The sequence below is a fragment of the Vulcaniibacterium tengchongense genome (assembly GCF_003814555.1).
GTDB classification, from domain to species: Bacteria; Pseudomonadota; Gammaproteobacteria; order Xanthomonadales; family Xanthomonadaceae; genus Vulcaniibacterium; species Vulcaniibacterium tengchongense.
Genome location: NZ_RKQN01000001.1, coordinates 75,224 through 92,523, shown reverse-complemented (window position 1 = coordinate 92,523; position 17,300 = coordinate 75,224). Strand labels below are relative to the sequence as shown.

Annotated in this window: 14 protein-coding genes and 1 riboswitch; of the genes, 5 read left to right on the top strand and 9 right to left on the bottom strand. The window is 72.8% G+C overall.

The features are described from left to right. Positions 1-2 precede the first annotated feature (2 nt). The 3 genes from EDC50_RS00465 (at position 3) to EDC50_RS00455 (ending at position 3,255) form a co-directional block, all read left to right on the top strand. Entirely contained in the window at positions 3-1,091 is a 1,089-nt protein-coding gene (locus EDC50_RS00465; RefSeq protein WP_123768521.1) for a PepSY-associated TM helix domain-containing protein, read from the top strand. Between the two features lie 253 nt (positions 1,092-1,344). Continuing rightward, positions 1,345-2,346, top strand: coding sequence for a tRNA dihydrouridine synthase DusB (gene dusB / locus EDC50_RS00460; RefSeq protein ID WP_425477852.1), 1,002 nt, complete (start codon positions 1,345-1,347; stop codon positions 2,344-2,346). Between the two features lie 75 nt (positions 2,347-2,421). Continuing rightward, positions 2,422-3,255, top strand: coding sequence for a class I SAM-dependent methyltransferase (locus EDC50_RS00455; protein WP_123768520.1), 834 nt, complete (start codon positions 2,422-2,424; stop codon positions 3,253-3,255). Between the two features lie 45 nt (positions 3,256-3,300). Here EDC50_RS00455 and EDC50_RS00450 read toward each other — a convergent pair whose 3' ends face one another. The 4 genes from EDC50_RS00450 to olsF all read right to left on the bottom strand — a co-directional run bounded on the left by EDC50_RS00450 (position 3,301) and on the right by olsF (position 7,963). Beyond that, positions 3,301-4,119 carry an ABC transporter ATP-binding protein gene (locus EDC50_RS00450; RefSeq protein WP_170167596.1) on the bottom strand — a complete coding sequence of 273 codons (819 nt, stop codon included), beginning with the start codon at positions 4,117-4,119 and terminating at the stop codon, positions 3,301-3,303. 14 nt (positions 4,120-4,133) lie between these two features. Then, entirely contained in the window at positions 4,134-5,222 is a 1,089-nt protein-coding gene (locus EDC50_RS00445) for a metal-dependent hydrolase (protein ID WP_123768519.1), read from the bottom strand. A gap of 105 nt (positions 5,223-5,327) precedes the next feature. Beyond that, positions 5,328-6,116 (bottom strand): UDP-2,3-diacylglucosamine diphosphatase, encoded by a 789-nt coding sequence (locus EDC50_RS00440; RefSeq protein WP_425477851.1) that lies wholly within the window; start codon positions 6,114-6,116, stop codon positions 5,328-5,330. A gap of 137 nt (positions 6,117-6,253) precedes the next feature. Beyond that, positions 6,254-7,963 (bottom strand): bifunctional ornithine lipid synthase OlsF, encoded by a 1,710-nt coding sequence (olsF, locus tag EDC50_RS00435; RefSeq protein ID WP_123768518.1) that lies wholly within the window; start codon positions 7,961-7,963, stop codon positions 6,254-6,256. 357 nt (positions 7,964-8,320) lie between these two features. Between olsF and metK the strand changes: the two genes are divergently transcribed. Continuing rightward, positions 8,321-9,544 carry a methionine adenosyltransferase gene (gene metK / locus EDC50_RS00430; RefSeq protein ID WP_123768517.1) on the top strand — a complete coding sequence of 408 codons (1,224 nt, stop codon included), beginning with the start codon at positions 8,321-8,323 and terminating at the stop codon, positions 9,542-9,544. Positions 9,545-9,763: 219 nt separating this feature from the next. Here metK and EDC50_RS00425 read toward each other — a convergent pair whose 3' ends face one another. From EDC50_RS00425 to EDC50_RS00415, 3 genes are read right to left on the bottom strand one after another with little or no spacing between them, the layout of a single operon-like run. Beyond that, complete coding sequence (locus EDC50_RS00425) at positions 9,764-11,875, bottom strand: amylo-alpha-1,6-glucosidase (RefSeq protein WP_123768516.1); 2,112 nt, start codon at positions 11,873-11,875, stop codon at positions 9,764-9,766. A gap of 19 nt (positions 11,876-11,894) precedes the next feature. Beyond that, positions 11,895-12,962 (bottom strand): glycosyltransferase family 4 protein, encoded by a 1,068-nt coding sequence (locus EDC50_RS00420; protein ID WP_123768515.1) that lies wholly within the window; start codon positions 12,960-12,962, stop codon positions 11,895-11,897. A 26-nt stretch (positions 12,963-12,988) separates the two neighbouring features. After that, positions 12,989-13,480: an Hsp20/alpha crystallin family protein gene (locus EDC50_RS00415; protein ID WP_123768514.1), complete on the bottom strand. Its 492-nt coding sequence runs from the start codon at positions 13,478-13,480 to the stop codon at positions 12,989-12,991. Positions 13,481-13,798: 318 nt separating this feature from the next. Beyond that, a riboswitch (S-adenosyl-L-homocysteine riboswitch) is annotated at positions 13,799-13,875 on the top strand. A 57-nt stretch (positions 13,876-13,932) separates the two neighbouring features. Here EDC50_RS00415 and ahcY point away from each other — a divergent pair. Then, a complete protein-coding gene (ahcY, locus tag EDC50_RS00410; RefSeq protein WP_123768513.1) occupies positions 13,933-15,363 on the top strand; it encodes an adenosylhomocysteinase in 1,431 nt (476 codons plus the stop codon). A gap of 135 nt (positions 15,364-15,498) precedes the next feature. On the opposite strand, the gene EDC50_RS00405 is transcribed toward ahcY, so the two are convergent. Both EDC50_RS00405 and EDC50_RS00400 read right to left on the bottom strand, forming a co-directional pair. Continuing rightward, on the bottom strand, positions 15,499-16,233 hold the full coding sequence (locus EDC50_RS00405) for a LytR/AlgR family response regulator transcription factor (protein WP_123768512.1): 735 nt from the start codon (positions 16,231-16,233) through the stop codon (positions 15,499-15,501). Further along, positions 16,230-17,273, bottom strand: coding sequence for a sensor histidine kinase (locus tag EDC50_RS00400; RefSeq protein ID WP_123768511.1), 1,044 nt, complete (start codon positions 17,271-17,273; stop codon positions 16,230-16,232). Before EDC50_RS00400 ends, EDC50_RS00405 begins: the two co-directional genes overlap by 4 nt. Positions 17,274-17,300: the final 27 nt, after the last annotated feature.

Sequence of the window (17,300 nt, the reverse complement as noted above, 5' to 3'; positions counted from 1 at the left end):
CGATGCCGCGCGCCGACGCCGACGCCGCGAGCCCCGGCCTGGGTCGGCGCCTGCGCGCGGCGCTGTCCTGGCTGCACCTGTGGGCGGGCCTGAGCGTCGGCACGCTGTTCGCGCTGGTATCGCTGAGCGGCACGGTGCTGGTGTTCCACAGCGACCTGCTGCGCCTGCGCCATCCGCAGCTGGCGCAGCATGCGCCGGTCGCGGACGCCGCGGTGCTGGCGGGACTGGTCGAGCGCTGGGCGCCGCAGGGCCTGCGCTCGCTCGATCTGCCGCAGGCGGAACTGCCGGTCTGGCAGGGCTATTTCGAGGACGGCAGCCGCGCCTTGTTCGCGCCCGAGGACGGCGCACTGCTGCTGTACCGCACCACCCGCGACGACGCGCTGCTGTGGCTGCGCGACCTGCACACCCGCCTGCTCGGGGGCGAAACCGGCGAAGGGATCCTCGGCCTCGCCGGCTGGTGCGCGCTGGGCCTGCTGGCCACCGGCCTGTACCTGTGGTGGCCCAAGCGCGGGCGCCTGCTGGCCCAGCTCAAGCTGCACGCCGGGCCGCCCGTGCGGCGCTGGCTCACCTGGCATCGCAGCAGCGGCGTGCTCCTGTTGCCGCTGCTGCTGCTGGCGACGCTGACCGGCGTCGGCATGATCTACTCGGCCGGCTTCCGCGCCGCGCTGACCTCGGCGTTCGGCGGCAGCCCGGTGCCTGCGCCCGCGCAGGCGCAAGGCGGGGATGCGATCGCGTGGCCGGAGGTCCTCGCCCGGGCCGAACGCGGCCTGCCCGCCGCGCGCCTGAGCCGGGTTTCGGTGCCCAAGGCCGGCAGCGGCGCGGTGAACTTCCGCGTCCGCGCGGAAGGCGAATGGCACCCGGTCGGCCGCAGCCAGGTCGCGATCGCCGCCGACGGCCGCGGCGTGCTGCAGGTCTACGATGCGACGCGCAACGGCCTGGGGTCGCGCGCCAGCGACGCGATCTACCCGCTGCACATCGGCGCGGTCGGCGGGCCGGCGATGAAGTGGATCACCGCGCTGGCCGGGCTGCTGCCGAGCTTCCTGCTGGTCACCGGCTTCCTGTTCTGGCGCCGGCGCCGCGGGCATCGCTGAACGCGAGTACCGGCGGGCCGAGGGCCGGCGCTTGCTTCGATCGAGGCCTCTTCCCCGCGGCACTCGCCGGCGCTCGGCCAGCCCTCGGCCTGGTCCAGGCCGACCGCACCGCGCAATCGCCTTCCCCGGCCCGGACGCCGGGCGCGTTACACCGCCACCCCAGGGCCGCCCGGGCACGCTTCGGCCGGCCGCATCCGGGCTGCGAAAGGCCCTGCGGTAGAATCGCGGCTCCCCTCGCAGCGCATCGTCGCCCATGCTGCGCATCGGCTCCCACATCATCGCTCCCAACGTGATCCTCGCGCCGATGGCCGGGGTCACCGACAAGCCGTTCCGCATGCTGTGCAAGCGCCTGGGCGCGGGGCTGTGCGTCTCGGAGATGACCACGTCCGATCCGCGCTTCTGGAACACCGCGAAGTCGCGCCACCGCATGGACCACGAGGGCGAACCGGCGCCGGTCAGCGTGCAGATCGCCGGCACCGTGCCCCAGGTCATGGCCGAGGCCGCGCGCCACAACGTCGCCCACGGCGCGCAGATCATCGACATCAACATGGGCTGCCCGGCGAAGAAGGTCTGCAACGCCTGGGCCGGTTCGGCGCTGATGCGCGACGAGGCGCTGGTGGCGCGCATCCTCGAGGCGGTGGTCGGCGCGGTCGAGGTGCCGGTGACGCTGAAGATCCGCACCGGCTGGGCCGCGGACCAGCGCAACGCGCTGCGGATCGCCCGCATCGCCGAGGGCGCGGGCATCGCCGCGCTGGCGATCCACGGCCGCACCCGCGACCAGCACTACGCCGGCCAGGCCGAATACGACACCATCGCCGAGGTCAAGGCGGCGCTGTCGATCCCGGTGCTGGCCAACGGCGACATCGATTCGCCGCAGAAGGCGGCGCAGGTGTTGGCCCACACCGGCTGCGACGGCGTGCTGGTCGGCCGCGCCGCGCAGGGCCGGCCTTGGATCTTCCGCGAGATCGCGCACTACCTCGCCACCGGCGAGCGGCTGCCGGAGCCGCCGCTGACCGAAGTGCGCGACCTCCTGCTCGGCCACCTCGAGCAGCTGCACGCGTTCTACGGCGAGCAGGCCGGCGTGCGCATCGCCCGCAAGCACCTGGGCTGGTACGCCAAGGACCGGCCGGAGAACGCCGCCTTCCGCGCCGTGGCCAACCGCGCCGAGACCGCCGAGGCGCAGCTGCGCCTGACCCGCGACTACTTCGACGCCCTGATCGCCGGGGTGGCGCCGGCGCTGCCGGCCGCGGCGTGACCGGCGGTCAGCCGGCGCGGCGGGCGGGCGGCCGCCGCCCTTGAAAAAGCCGACCGCGGGACCGATGCCTCGGGCATGAACGAAGCCAACCCGACCTGCGACTTCCCCTACCTGCACGGTTTTTCGCAGACCGAGCAGGCGCGCCTGGTCAAGCAGGCGCGCATCGCCGAATCGACGATCTTCCGCAACATCGACTACGGCGGCGCCAAGCGCCTGCTCGAGGTCGGCAGCGGCGTCGGCGCGCAGACCGAGATCCTGCTGCGCCGCTTCCCGGAGCTGCACGTCACCTGCGTCGACCTGCACGAGAAGCAGATCGAGGCGGCCCGCCGCAACCTCGGCGCGATGCCCTGGTTCGACGGCCGCTACGCGCTGCAGCAGGCGGACGCCACCGACCTGCCGTTCGAGGCGCGCAGCTTCGACGCCGCGTTCCTGTGCTGGGTGCTGGAGCACGTGCCCTCGCCGGCGCGGGTGCTGAGCGAAGTGCGGCGCGTGCTCGCGCCGGGCTCGGCGATCTACGTGACCGAGGTGATGAACGCCTCGTTCCTGCTGGACCCGTACTCGCCGAACACCTGGCGCTACTGGATGGCGTTCAACGACTACCAGATCGACATGGGCGGCGACCCGTTCATCGGCGCCAAGCTCGGCAACCTGCTGCTGGCCAACGGCTACCGCGACGTCGCCACCGAAATCAAGACCTTCCACTTCGACAACCGCGAGCCGGCGCGGCGCAAGCAGATGATCGCGTTCTGGGAGGAGCTGCTGATGTCCGCCGCCGACCAGCTGATCGAGGCCGGCAAGGTCGACCGCGCCACCGTCGACGGCATGCACCGCGAGATGCAGACGGTGCAGAACGACCCGAACGCGGTGTTCTTCTACGCCTTCGTGCAGGCGCGGGCGACGGTGTATTGACCGCGGAACAGGACCGATCGGCCGGAACCGCGGCCGCGGAGCCGGCTAGATCGCGGCCAGCGCATAGCGCCCGCCCTCGCGCCGCACGTCCACGCGGCCGCCGTACGCGGCGCCGAGCAGTTCGGCGGTGAGCACGGCTTCGGGCGCGCCGTCGGCGAGCACGCGCCCGGCGCGCAGCAGGACCACCCGCCCGATCTCCGGCACGATCTCCTCGATGTGGTGGGTCACCAGCAGCAGGGTGATGCCCTGCCGCGCCAGCCCGCCCAGCGTCCGGAGCAGGCGCCGGCGCGCGACCGGATCGAGCCCGGCGGTGGGTTCGTCCAGCAGCAGCGCGCGCGGGCGGTGCACCAGCGCACGGGCGACCAGCACGCGCCGTGCCTCGCCGGTCGACAGCTCGGCGTAGCGGCGCCCGCGCAGGGCCAGCGCGTCGACCTGCGCCAGCGCGGCGCGCGCGCGTTCGCGCATGCCCGCATCGGCCACTTGCTCCAGCGCCAGGCTGGCGAAGAAGCCGGTCAGCACCGCGCTTTCCGCGTCCAGGCCGGCCATCTGCCGCAGGTCCAGGCCGAGGTCGCCGCTGACGATGCCGAGCTGCGAGCGCAGCCGCGCCACGTCCCACAGGCCCTGGCCCAGCACCCGCACGGGCGTCTCGCCTTCGCGGGCCAGCGGGTACAACTCGCGCGTGATCAGCTTGACGAAGGTCGACTTGCCGCTGCCGTTGGCGCCGAGGATCGCGGTGTGCTGGCCCAGCCCGATGCGCAACGACAGCTCGTGCAGCGCGCGCACCTCGCCGCGCAGCACGGTGGCGCGGTCGAGCTCGATCAGCGGCGCCGCCGCCGCGGGCGCGGCATCCCCCGGCGCCGGCATCGGCGGGGGCGCGCTCACCGCTGCGCGCCGGCGCCGGCGCGGGCGCCCGCGGGCACGCGCGACAGGTCCGCGGCCACCGCCTCCCGCGCCGGCGCCTCCGCGGGTTCGTGCCAGATGCGCCGCCACATCGCGCCGAGCCGGCGGCCGGCCTGCCACGGCCACTGCAGCTGCCGGGGCGGGATCTCGCGCCAGCCCTCGCCGTCGCGCTCGGCCACGGCGAAACGGAAGCTGTAGTCCGGCTCGGCGCCCATGCGCAGGTCCGACAGCACCAGCGCGCCGTCGCGCGCCTCGGCCTTCATGAAGCCGCGGTTGAACCAGTGCAGGCGCTGCACGCTCGGATAGTCGAACACCTGCGCCAGCGCGCGCACGTCCGAGCGGTAGGCGCGGAAGCGCATCGGCCCCCGGTCCGCGGCCAGCGAGCGCTCGCCCTCGACGAAGCCGTCCGGCGTCATCGCCACCACCCGCCAGAGCAGGATGTTGAACGGCATCGGCACCGAGAAGCGCGGCGCGTCGGCGAGGTTCAGTTCGGCGAGCGCGGCCTCGGCGTCGCGCTCGATCTTCGCCTTCGCCAGCAGCGACAGCCCCAGGTACGACGTGCTCAGGGCCAGCGCGAGCACCAGCGCCTTCTGCGCCCACGGCCGCGCGCGCGCGAACCAGGCCGCCGCGCAGCCGAACAGCAGCCATATCGTGTACAGCGGGTCGATGATGAACACGCTCGACCACATCGCCGGCCGGAACGGCAACGGCCACAGCAACTGGGTGCCGTAGACGGTGAACGCGTCCAGCAGCGGGTGGGTCAGCAGCGCCAGCTGGATCGCCCAGAACCAGCGCCGCGGCGCCTGCGCGACGCGGCCGCCGCGCGAGCGGCACCAGGCCCAGACCGCCCAGGCCACGAACGGCAGCACCAGCAATGAATGGCTGACGCCGCGGTGCCAGGTCATGCGCGCGACCGGGTCGTCGGTGATCAGGTTGACCGGCAGCACGTCGAGGTCCGGCAGGGTGCCGAGCGCGGCGCCGGCGAGCAGCGCGGCGCGGCGGTGTTGCGGCGGGGCGATGACGGCGGCCACGGCCGCGCCGAGCACGATCTGGGTCAACGAGTCCATGTGCGGAAGCTAGCAGCCCGGGTCGCGGGCCGGAATACCCGGAAGCGCCGGGCCGCCGGCCATGCCGCCTCGCGCGCCCGCCGCGATGGCGGCGCGGTGCGCGTCTCAGGCCGCGTGCGGCAGCGCGCGGGGCGCGGCCGGGCCGGACGCCGCCCGCGCCGGCAGTTCGGCCAGCGTTTCGCCGGTGTGGGCGAGCAGGCGCAGGGTGCCGTCCGGATCCTCGGCCAAGGCGGTCAGGCTTTCGACCCAGTCGCCGTCGTTGGCGTAGATCAGGCCCTCGCGCTCGCACAGCGCGGCGCGGTGGATGTGGCCGCAGACGATGCCATCCAGGCCGCGCCGGCGCGCGTCGTCCAGCCCGGCCTGGACGAAGCGGGCGATGTAGCGCTCGGCGGCGCCGCTGCGCCGCTTGAGGAACTCGGCCAGCGACCAGTAGCGCAGGCCGCAGGCGCGGCGGGCGTGGTTCAGCAGGCGGTTGCCACTGAGGATGCGGTAGTACAGCCAGTCGCCGAGCCGCTCCTGCAGGCCGCCGAAATGGGTGACCGCGTCGTAGTCGTCGCCGTGCACCACCAGCAGGCGGCGGCCGTCGGCGGTGGCGTGCACCAGGCGCCGGCGCACGCGCATGCGCGGCAGCGCCAGGCCGCAGAAGCGCCGGATCGGGCGGTCGTGGTTGCCGGGCACGTAGACGATCTCGGTGCCGGCGCGGCGCAACGCGTGCAGCGCCTCGACCACCCGGTTGTGCGCCGCGCTCCAGCGCGCGCGCCGCTGCGCCATCCACCACAGGTCGACGATGTCGCCGACCAGGTACAGGCGGTCGCAGCGCAGGCCGGCGAGGAACTCGGCCAGTTCGGCGGCATGGCAGTGCTTGGAGCCGAGATGCACGTCGGACAGAAACACCGCGCGGCGGTGCGGCGCGATCTCCGCCGCGCTCCGGCGCGCGCCGGAGCGGCGCGCGGGCCCGCCGCCCGGCTTCGCGGGGACGAAGACGCTCCGCGTCGCGCCGCCCCTGCCCGCCGCGCGAGCGAGGGCGGCGATCACGCCGCCACCTCGGCGGCCGCCGCGGCGCCGAGATAGCGCTCGCGCTTCCTCGGCCGCAGCCGGTGCAGATCGACCTCGATCAGGCCGTCCACCGCGTCGCTGAAGTCCGGATCGACGCCGAAGGCGAGGAAGCGCGCGCCGCCCGGCTCGCACAGTTCGGTGTACTGCTTGTACAGCATCGGCAGGCTCGCCCCTAGCGCGTCGAGGTTGTTCTTCAGCACCCGGAAGGCGGTGGCGGCGTCGAGCGCGTCGAACCGCGGCGGCGCGGCGCGGTAGGCGAACGGCCGCCGCGACTGCGCGCAGGCCTCGGCGCTGCCGTAGTAGCGCTGGTAGTAGGCGACGATCTGCTCGCGCGCCTCCGCCGGCAGCGCGGCGCTGATCGACACCGGCCCGAACAGGTAGCGCACGCCCGGATGCCGGCGCAGGTAGGCGCCGATGCCCTGCCACAGGTAGTCGATGCTGCGGCTGCCCCAGTACTCCGGCGCGACGAAGCTGCGGCCCAGCTCCATGCCGGCGGCGATGCGCGGGATCGCATCGTCGGCGTAGCGGAACAGCGAGGCGGTGTAGAGCCCGCCGAGCCCGCGCTCGGCCAGCACCCGCGCGCCGCGGGCGATGCGGTAGGCGCCGGCGATCCGGGCCGCGTCCTCGTCCCACAGCACGATGTGCTCGTACCAGGCGTCGTACACGTCCACGTCCAGGCGCTGGCCGGTGCCCTCGCCGACCGCGCGGAAGGTCAGCTCGCGCAGGCGGCCGATCTCGCGCAGCAGCGGCGATCCGGTCGGCAACCGGCCGACGCGGATCTGCTTGCCGTCGAAGGTGCGGCCGAGCAGTTCCATGCCTTCGACCCCGGCGCGCACGTCCGCCGGGTCGACCGCCTCGACCAGCGCCTCCGGCCCGTGCGCGCGCTCGCGCGGCGTGCCGATCGCGTACAGCTCGCGCCGCACCGCGCGCAGCAGCGCGCGCGCGTCGCCCCGCGCGGGCAGGGTCAGCGGCCGGCCGATGCGCAGCGCCAGCCGGCGCGCGCGGCGGGCGAACATCTCGCGCGCCAGCAGCGCGGTGCCGGCCGGCTTGAACAGCGCCGAGGCGCCGTAGAACAGCGCCGAATTGCGCGCCTCGATCCGCACCGGCAGCACCGGCGCGCCGGTCGTGCGCGCGAAACGCAGGAAGCCGCGCCGCCAGCGTCCGTCGGTGACGCCGCGCAGGCCGAAGCGCGCGACCTCGCCGGCGGGGAACACGATCACGCATTGCTCGGCGCGCAACGCCGCCTCGATCGCCTGCAGGCTGTCGGCGCCCGGGCGCCCGCCGAGGATGCGCACCGGCAGCAGCAGGCCCGACAGCGGCTGCAGCGCGCAGAGCAGGTCGTTGGCGACGATCTTCACGTCCGGCCGCACCCTGCCGACCAGGTCGAGCAGCGCCAGCGCGTCGAGCGCGCCGGAAGGATGGTTGGCGACGATCAGCAGGCGGCCGCGCTCGGGAATCCGGCGGACTTCCTCCGGCTCGGCCAGGTAGCGCACCTGCAGGTGGTCCAGCGCCGCGCCGACGAAGGCGAAGTCGCGCAGGTGGCCGTTGTCGCGCAGGAACTGCTCGACCTCGTCCAGCCGCGACCAGCGCCCGATCGTGCGCAGCAGCGGCCGCGCCAGCGCGGCGCGGCGGCCGCGGAACCATTGCGGAAAGCGCTCTTGCAGGCGGTGTTCGAACTGCAGCATGCGGGCTTCGCGGGGCGCCCCGGCAGGGATCGTCTCGGCGCGCAGCCTGCGCCGCGCCGGCGACAGCGAGTTGTCCGGATGGCGACAGCGGCGTGACAAGCGCCCGGGCATCCGCCACCGATGGCGGATTGGCGGATGCGATCCGCAGACGGCCGGGGACGCGCGAGGCATCGCCCGCCTCGCCTTTCCGTACGAACCGCGCCCGCCGGCGGGAAGCCGTGGCGAGGAAGGGCCGGCGCGGTTCGTTAAACGCGGGCTAACCCCGGGCCGGCGGCGGATGACGCAGAATGCGCCGACGCGGCCGAGGCTGTATCATGCGCCGCCATCCTTTCATCCGAATACGAGGATAAAGCCTCGATGTCCAGCTACCTGTTCACCTCCGAATCGGTGTCCGAAGGCCATCCGGACAAGATCGCCGACCAGATCTCCGACGCCGTCCTCGACGCCATCCTGGCCCAGGACAAGCGCGCGCGCGTGGCCTGCGAGACGCTGGTGAAGACCGGTGCCGCCATCGTCGCCGGCGAGGTCACCACCACCGCGTGGGTCGACATCGAGGCGCTGGCGCGCCGCATCATCAACGAGATCGGCTACGACAACTCCAACGTCGGCTTCGACGGCCACACCTGCGCGATCATCAACATGCTCGGCAAGCAGTCGCCGGACATCGCCGCGGGCGTGGACCGCAAGAAGCCGGAGGAACAGGGCGCCGGCGACCAGGGCCTGATGTTCGGCTACGCCTGCAACGAGGCGCCGGAGTTCATGCCCGCGCCGATCTACTACAGCCATCGCCTGGTCGAGCAGCAGGCCAAGATCCGCAAGAAGAAGAACTCGCCGCTGCCGTGGCTGCGCCCGGACGCGAAGAGCCAGGTGACCCTGCGCTACGACGGCGAGCACAAGGTGGTCGGCCTCGACGCCGTGGTGCTGTCCACCCAGCACGACCCGGGCATCAAGCACAAGGACCTGGTCGAGGGCGTGTACGAACACATCCTGCGCCCGGTGCTGCCGAAGAAGTGGCTGGAGTCGCTGCCGAAGAACAAGGTGCACATCAACCCGACCGGCATCTTCGTGATCGGCGGCCCGGTGGGCGACTGCGGCCTGACCGGCCGCAAGATCATCGTCGACACCTACGGCGGCATGGCCCGCCACGGCGGCGGCGCCTTCTCCGGCAAGGACCCGTCCAAGGTCGACCGCTCGGCCGCGTACGCCGCGCGCTACGTCGCCAAGAACATCGTCGCCGCCGGCCTGGCCGACAAGTGCGAAGTGCAGGTCAGCTACGCGATCGGCGTGGCCGAGCCGACCTCGATCTCGGTCACCACCTTCGGCACCGGCAAGATCCCGGACGAGAAGATCGAGAAGCTGATCCGCAAGCACTTCGACCTGCGCCCGTACGGGATCGTCAAGATGCTCGACCTGATCCATCCGATCTACCAGGACACCGCCGCCTACGGCCATTTCGGCCGCAAGCCGAAGGACGTGTCCTACGTCGACGCCGCCGGCAAGAAGCAGACCGCCACCGCGTTCTCCTGGGAGAAGACCGACAAGGCCGAGGAGCTGCGCAGGGACGCCGGCCTGAAGAAGTAAGCGCCGCCCCGCCGAGGGGAACGCGTGCAGGAATGGAACGGGCCGCATCGCGGCCCGTTTCCGTTGGCGCGTCCGTCGCTGCGGTTCCGGGCCGGCGCGAAGCGGCGGCGGAGCTCCGGCGGCCCGCCGCGGATGCGACGGCGCCGGCGGATTCGCGCCGCCCTCGCTCTCACCGCGGCGGCCGCGCCGGGACTCTCTTCCCGGCAGCGGGAAGCGCCGCTACATCCGCACCGTCACCGCCACGTCGCGGGCGCCGCCGACGCGTGCGGCCAGCACGTGGTCGCCGACGCGTTCGAACATCAGGTCGACGCGGGTACCGCCCACGTCCAGCCGCTCCACCCGCAGGCGGTCCACGCCCCAGGGCAGGTGCGGGTGGTCGACCGTGATCTCGCCGCGCCAGGCGTCCACCCGCAGGCCCAGGCAGGCCTGCAGCAGCATGAACACCGAACCGGCCGACCAGGCCTGCGGCAGGCAGGCCACCGGATACGCGATCGGCGGCTCGCCGGTCATCCGCGGAAAGCCGCAGAACAGTTCCGGCAGGCGCATGCCGAAGTGGGTCGCGGCCTCGAACACCTCGCCGAGCAGGCGCATCGCCTGGCGGCGCGCGCCGTAACGGGCCATGCCCGCCGCGCACAACGCCACGTCGTGCGGCCACACCGAGCCGTTGTGGTAGGACATCGGGTTGTAGCGCGGCTGGTCCGAGGCCAGCGTGCGCACGCCCCAGCCGTTGTCGAACGCCGGCGAGCACAGGTGCGCGATCACCCGCTGCGCGCGGTTCGGGTCGGGCAGGCCGACGTACAGCAGGTGCCCCGGATTGGAGGCGCGCACCCGGCACATCCGCCCTTCGCCGTCGCGGGCCAGCGCGTAGAAATCGAGCGCCTCGTCCCAGAAGCGGGCCTCGACCACGGTGCGGATGCGTTCGGCGCGCGCGCGCCAGCGCAACGCGCCCTCCAGGTCGCCGCGCAACCGCGACAGTTCGGCCATCGCCTGCAGCGCGGCGAACGCGTAGCCCTGCACCTCGACCAGCGCGATCGGCCCCACCGGCATGCGGCCATCCTCGTGGAACACCGAGTCGTCGCTGTCCTTCCAGCCTTGGTTGGCCAGGCCGGTGGCCTCCCCGCGCGCATAGCTGAGCAGGCCGTCCGCGTCGGCGTCGCAGTTGCGCTCGATCCAGGCGGTGGCCTCGAGCAGCGCCGGCCACAGCGCGTCGAGGAAGGCGCGGTCGCCGTCGCGCGTGAAGTACTCGCCGGCCAGCAGCACGAACAGCGGCGTGGTGTCGACGCCGCCGTAGTACAGCCCGAACGGCACCTCGCCGAGCGCCGCCATCTCGCCCTTGCGCGCCTCGTGCATGATCTTGCCCGGCGCGGAATCCCGGAACGCGGACTCCTCGCGCGCCTGGCGCTCGGCGAGGAACGCCAGCACGCCGCGCGCCAGCGCCGGGTCGATCCACAGGGTCTGCAGCGCGGTGATCACCGCGTCGCGCCCGAACGGCGTCGAGAACCAGGGGATGCCGGCGTAGGGGTACGGGCCCGACGGCAGGTCGCTGGCGAGCAGGGCGATGTCGATGCGCGACCGCTCCAGCCATGCGTCGAACAGCAGGCCGCCGCCGCGCAATCGCGCGCCGGAGCGGCGGCGCGCGCGCAGCGCGCGCCGGGCCCGGATCGCCGCGGTGCGGAAACGCTCGCGGCCGGGCCGCTGCAGCTCGGCGCCGATCTCCAGGTACAACTCGAACTGGCGCCGCGGCGGCAGCCAGCGCTCGAAGCGCACCGCGTTCTCGGTCAGCGCGGTCGGCGCCTCCGAGAACGCGATCGTGGTGCTGCGCGCGACGCCGTCCAGGCCGTCGTAGCGCAGCACCACGGCATCGGTGTCGAACTCCGCCGGCGGGAAGCGGCCGCGCGCGGCGCGCTCCAGCCCGCGCACTTCGAACAGGTCGCGGAAGTCGGCGCCGAATTCGATCTGCAGCGGCACGAACACGTCGTTCTCGGCGTAGTTCGTGCAGGCGATGCTCTCGTACAGGCGTCCCTTCCAGAGGAAGCGCGTGCGCTCGATGTGGATCACGCCCTGCGCCGCCGGGTTGCCGCCGATCGGCGGCAGCGGCCGGTTGGTCAGGTGCGCGTTGAACAGCACCTTGTCCTGCGCGATCGCGGCGCTGAGCAGGGTCGGCGAGTCGCCGTCCAGCCGCAGGCGCAGCCGCGAGAGCGTGCGGGTGCCCTCGTGGAACAGCCCGTCGCCCTCGCCGCTGATGTCGCCCAGCGCGTCGCAGACCAAGAAGGTGTCGCCGTCCTTGAGCGAATAGCTGGCTTGGCTGGCGCCCGGAATCGTGGTCGGCATGCGTGGCGGACCCGCGTGCTCAGGCGATGCGGGCCAGGTTCCGCTCCGGCGGCGACGACGCGCCGGCCAGGCGCCGGTACAGGTCGAGGTAGCGCTGCGCCATCACCGACGCCGAGAAGCGCCGCTCGAACACGCGCCGGATCTCGGCGCGGTCCAGCTCCGGCAGCCGCTTCACCGCCTCCACCGCCTGCTCGTGCGACTCGACGATGAAGCCGGTCACGCCGTGGTCGATGACCTCGCGCACCGAGCCGCGGTTCCAGGCGATCACCGGCGTGCCGCAGGCCATCGCCTCGATCATCACCAGGCCGAACGGCTCCGGCCAGTCGATCGGGAACAGCAGCGCGCGCGCGTTGCCGAGGAAGCCGCGCTTGTCGGCCTCGCCGATCTCGCCGATGAAGGTCACGCCGCTGCCGTCCAGCATCGGCTCGATCCGGTCGTGGTAGTACACCCGGTCGGCCACGTCGACCTTGGCGGCGACGCGCAGCGGCACGCCGGCGTCGCGCGCGATGGCGATCGCGCGGTCGGGGCGTTTCTCCGGCGAGATGCGGCCGAGGAAGGCCAGGTAGCCATCGCTGGGCGACGGCACCGGCGCCAGCAGGTCCTTGGGCAGGCCGTGGTGCACCGTGCCGATCCACTTGGCGAAGCGCAGCGGCAGGCGCTGCTGGTCGGAGATCGACACCAGCGGGTAGCGCGGCCAGCGGCGGTAGGTTTCGGTGAGGTCGGCCAGGTCGAGGCGGCCGTGCAGCGTGGTCAGGGTGCGCTCGGCGATGTCCTCGAACATCGGGAAGTGCAACAGGTCGACGTGGAAATGCAGCACGTCGAACTCGCTCGCGCGGCGGCGGACCTCGTGCAGCATCGCCAGGTGCGCGGCGACGTCGGACTTGAGCGGTTCCGGATCGAGGCGGATCGCGCATTCGCGCGAAGGGACCAGGCGCGCGCGCGTGGCGCTGTCGCCGCTGGCGAACACGGTGACGTCGTGGCCGAGGTCGACCTGCGCGTCCGCCAGGTAGGCGACGATGCGTTCGGTGCCGCCGTACAGGCGCGGCGGCACGGACTCGTACAACGGGGCGATGTGGGCGATGCGCATACCGCGTCTCCAGGGCTGCTGCGGCCTCACTCGGCCCGGGTGATCGGGATGCGCCGGCCGGTCTGCGCGCGCGGGTTCCTGGGCAGGGTCACGGTCAACAGGCCGTTGCGGAACTCGGCCCGCACCTGCTCCCAGTCGACGTCGACGTCCAGCGGCACGCGCCGCTCGAAACGGCCGTAGTAGTACTCGCTGTAACGGCGGCCGGCGTCCTCGCGCGAGTCGCGGCGCTCGCCGCGCAGCACCAGCGAATCGCCCTCGTGCAGCACCTCGACGTCGTTCTCGCTCAGGCCCGGCAGCTCGGCGGTCAGCACCACCTCGCGGTCGGTCTCGCTCAGCTCGACGCTGGGCCAATCCATCTCGCGGTCGAAGAAGCCGCCGAAGCGCGACAGCGGCCGGTCGAACTGGCGCATCATCTCGTCGAACCAGCGGTCCATCTGCCGCTGCAGGCTGGTGAACGGCTGGCGTTCCGCGCGGGTCGCGAAGGCGCGATCCCGATAGCGTGGGGTCAACTGCCTCATGTCGAGCTCCTCCTCGTGAACCGTGGAATCGCCGCGGGCGCGAGCCGCCGGCGCGGCGCGCGTGCGGCGCAACGCGGACGGATGCGGAGTTGCGGAGCGAGCGCTGAGTATGCGCCGGCGGTTTTGAAGAGCGCGTGCACGACCGCGTTTCCCCGCGACCGCTCCGCGGAGCGCGTCGCCCGCGGCTGCGCTCTTCGCTTAGGGGCAGGCGCGGCGGGTTTCAAGAGGCGTGCCACGCGGCCGCCGCGTTCAGCCGCGTCGAGGCCGCGTAAAGCCGCCGCCCGCCCCTCGCCCACCGGCGCCGCTACAATGGAGCGCTCAGCCGAGGGGCGCTGCGACCGCCGGAGACTCTCCGCCGGCCAGGCTCGGCCAAGCCACAACGGCGCCCGGTTCGTCCTCAACCGCCTCTCCCGTCGCGGGGGAGGCCTCAAAGAAACCGGAGCACAAACGCCATGAACGCCGTCGCCAAGACGTTTTCCACCGCGGGCGATTACAAGATCGCCGACCTCTCCCTGGCCGACTGGGGCCGCAAGGAGATCGACATCGCCGAGCACGAGATGCCCGGCCTGATGGCGATCCGCCGCAAGTACGCGCCGGCCAAGCCGCTCGCCGGCGTGCGCGTGACCGGCTCGCTGCACATGACCATCCAGACCGCGGTGCTGATCGAGACGCTGAAGGACCTGGGCGCCGACGTGCGCTGGGCCAGCTGCAACATCTTCTCGACCCAGGACCACGCCGCCGCGGCGATCGCCGCCGCCGGCACGCCGGTGTTCGCCTGGAAGGGGGAGACGCTCGAGGAGTACTGGGACTGCACCCTGGCCGCGATCAGCTTCCCCGGCGGCAAGGGCCCGCAGCTGGTCGTCGACGACGGCGGCGACGTGACCCTGCTGATCCACAAGGGCTACGAGCTGGAGAACGGCTCGGACTGGGTGGACACCCCCTCCTCCAGCCACGAGGAGCAGGTGATCAAGGACCTGCTCAAGCGCGTCCACGCCGAGCGCCCGGGTTTCTGGGGCGAGGTGGTCAAGGAGTGGAAGGGCGTCTCGGAGGAGACCACCACCGGCGTGCACCGCCTCTACCAGCTGGCCGAGGCCGGCAAGCTGCTGGTGCCGGCGATCAACGTCAACGACTCGGTCACCAAGAGCAAGTTCGACAACCTGTACGGCTGCCGCGAGTCGCTGGCCGACGGGCTCAAGCGCGCGATGGACGTGATGCTGGCGGGCAAGGTCGCGGTGGTGTGCGGCTACGGCGACGTCGGCAAGGGCTCGGCGCACTCGCTGCGCGCCTACGGCGCGCGCGTGGTGGTCACCGAGATCGACCCGATCAACGCCCTGCAGGCGGCGATGGAGGGCTTCGAGGTCAACACCGTCGAGAGCACGCTCGGCCGCGCCGACATCTACGTCACCTGCACCGGCAACAAGGACGTGATCACGCTCGAGCACATGCAGCGGATGAAGGACCAGGCCATCGTCTGCAACATCGGCCATTTCGACAACGAGATCCAGGTCGACCGGCTCAACGCCTCCGGCGCCACCCGGCTCAACATCAAGCCGCAGGTGGACAAGTACACCTTCCCCGACGGCCGCTCGATCTTCCTGCTCGCCGAGGGCCGCCTGGTGAACCTGGGCTGCGCCACCGGCCACCCGAGCTTCGTGATGTCGAACTCGTTCTCGAACCAGACCCTGGCGCAGATGGACCTGTGGGCCAACCGCGACAAGTACGAGGCCAAGGTCTACATCCTGCCGAAGAAGCTGGACGAGGAAGTCGCGCGCCTGCATCTGGAGAAGATCGGCGTGAAGCTGACCCAGCTCACCCCGGACCAGGCCGCCTACCTCGGCGTGCCGGTGGAGGGGCCGTACAAGCCGGAGCACTACCGCTACTGAGCGGGCAGTCCCCCTTGGAGGAAACCGAACGGGCGCCGGAAGGCGCCCGTTCTTCGTTTCGCCCGCGCGCGGGCCGGGCGCCGGGGGCGTCCGTGCCGGCACCCGCCGCAGGCCGGCAGGACCGCCCGCGCGGATTCACAGGGCGAGCCGCTCCCTCAACTCCCGCGCCTGCCGCCGCGACACCTCGACCAGGCTGCCGTCCTTCAGGGTGAGCTCGTAGCCGTCGCCGACCGCCAGCTCGATGCGTTCGACCATGCGCAGGTTCACCAGCGTGTTGCGGTTGGCGCGGAAGAACAGCGCCGGGTCCAGGCGCGCTTCCAGCGCGCTCAGGCTGCGCGGCAACAGCGCGCTTTCGCCGCGGAACCAGACCCGCGCGTAGTTGCCGTCCACCACGATCCGGCTGATCTCGCGCAGGGCGACGAACCAGCAACGTTCGCCCTCGCGCAGGAACACCTGGTCGTCGCGGCCCAGCGTGCCGCGCGGCGCGGGCGCGGCCGACGCCGCCGCGGCGCGGCGGGCGCGGGCGCGGGCCACCGCCGCGGCGAGGCGTTCGGGCACCACCGGCTTGACCAGGTAGTCGAGCGCGTTGGCCTCGAACGCCCGCACCGCATACCGGTCGTAGGCGGTGGTGAATACCACCATCGGCGCGGCGTCCAGGCCGTCGAGCACGTCGAAGCCCGTGCCGGACGGCATCTGGATGTCGAGCAGCACCAGGTCGGGGCGCCAGCGCTCGATCGCCGCCCGCGCCGCCGGCACGTCGTCGGCCTCGCCGACGCATTCGACCCGGTCCAGCTCGGCCAGCAGCGTGCGCAGTTCCCGTCGCGCCAGCCGGGTGTCGTCGACGATCAGCACGCGCAGGACCTCGCTCATTGCGCGATCTCCAGCCGGGCCAGCACGCGCGGCCCGTTCTGCCGCAGTTCGAAGCGGTGGCCCGGTTCGCGCGCCAGGCGCGCGCGCAGGTAGGCGAGCCCCACGCCGTGGCCGGGCGTCGCGGCGCCGAGCCGGCCGGGGTTGCTGACCTCGACCGCCAGCCTGTCGCCCTCGCGCCAGGCGGCCACCCCCAGCTCGCCGCCGCCCGGCGTGCAGGCGATGCCGTGCTTGATCGCGTTCTCGACCAGCAACTGCAGCAGCATCGGCGGCAATTGCGCGTCCAGGGCGTCGCCGGCGACATCGCAGTGCACGCGCAGGCGCTCTTCGTAGTGGACGCGCTCGACCGCCAGATAGTCGTCGACCACGGCCAGCTCCTCGCGCAGGGTGGCCGACTCGCGCTGGCTGTGCTCCAGCGAGTGGCGCAGGATGTTCGACAACCGGGTGACCACTTCCCGGGCCCGCGCGGTGTCCTCGTTGATCAGCGCCCGCAGGTTGTTGAGCGCATTGAACACGAAGTGCGGATTCAGCCGTGCGCGCAGGGCGTCCAGCTCCAACGCGCTGCGCTGCGATTCGGCGCGCAGCCGGGCCAGCTCGCTTTCGCGCCGGTGCCGGAGCAGGTGCCAGCCGCTCCACAGCGCCAGCCAGAGGCCGAGGAACACCGACACCTGCAGGGTGTAGGCGAGCATCTCGCGCGGCCCGTAATCGTCGCCACGGGGCAAGTCGAGGAAGCCCGCCGCATCGGCGCCGACCAGCACCCCGCGCGCCATCAATTGCAGCAGGAAGGCGCCGAGCGCCAGGCCCGCCGCCAGCCGTACCAGCAGCGCGGCCGGGCTCAGCGCGAACCAACGCCGGCGCAGGGCCAGCAGGCGCAGCGCACCGCTGGCCAGCCACAGGCCGGCGCCGAGCGCGGCCGCCAGCCAGATCGCGACCCGCTCCGCGCCGGCCGCGCCGGCGCCCAGGAAGGTGAACCAGGTGAATCCGGCGTAGCCGGCGGCCGGCAGCAGGTTGAGCACGGCGAAACGGAGGTCGGCACGCGTCATGGAGCGATCCGGTCGGGGCGGCGATCG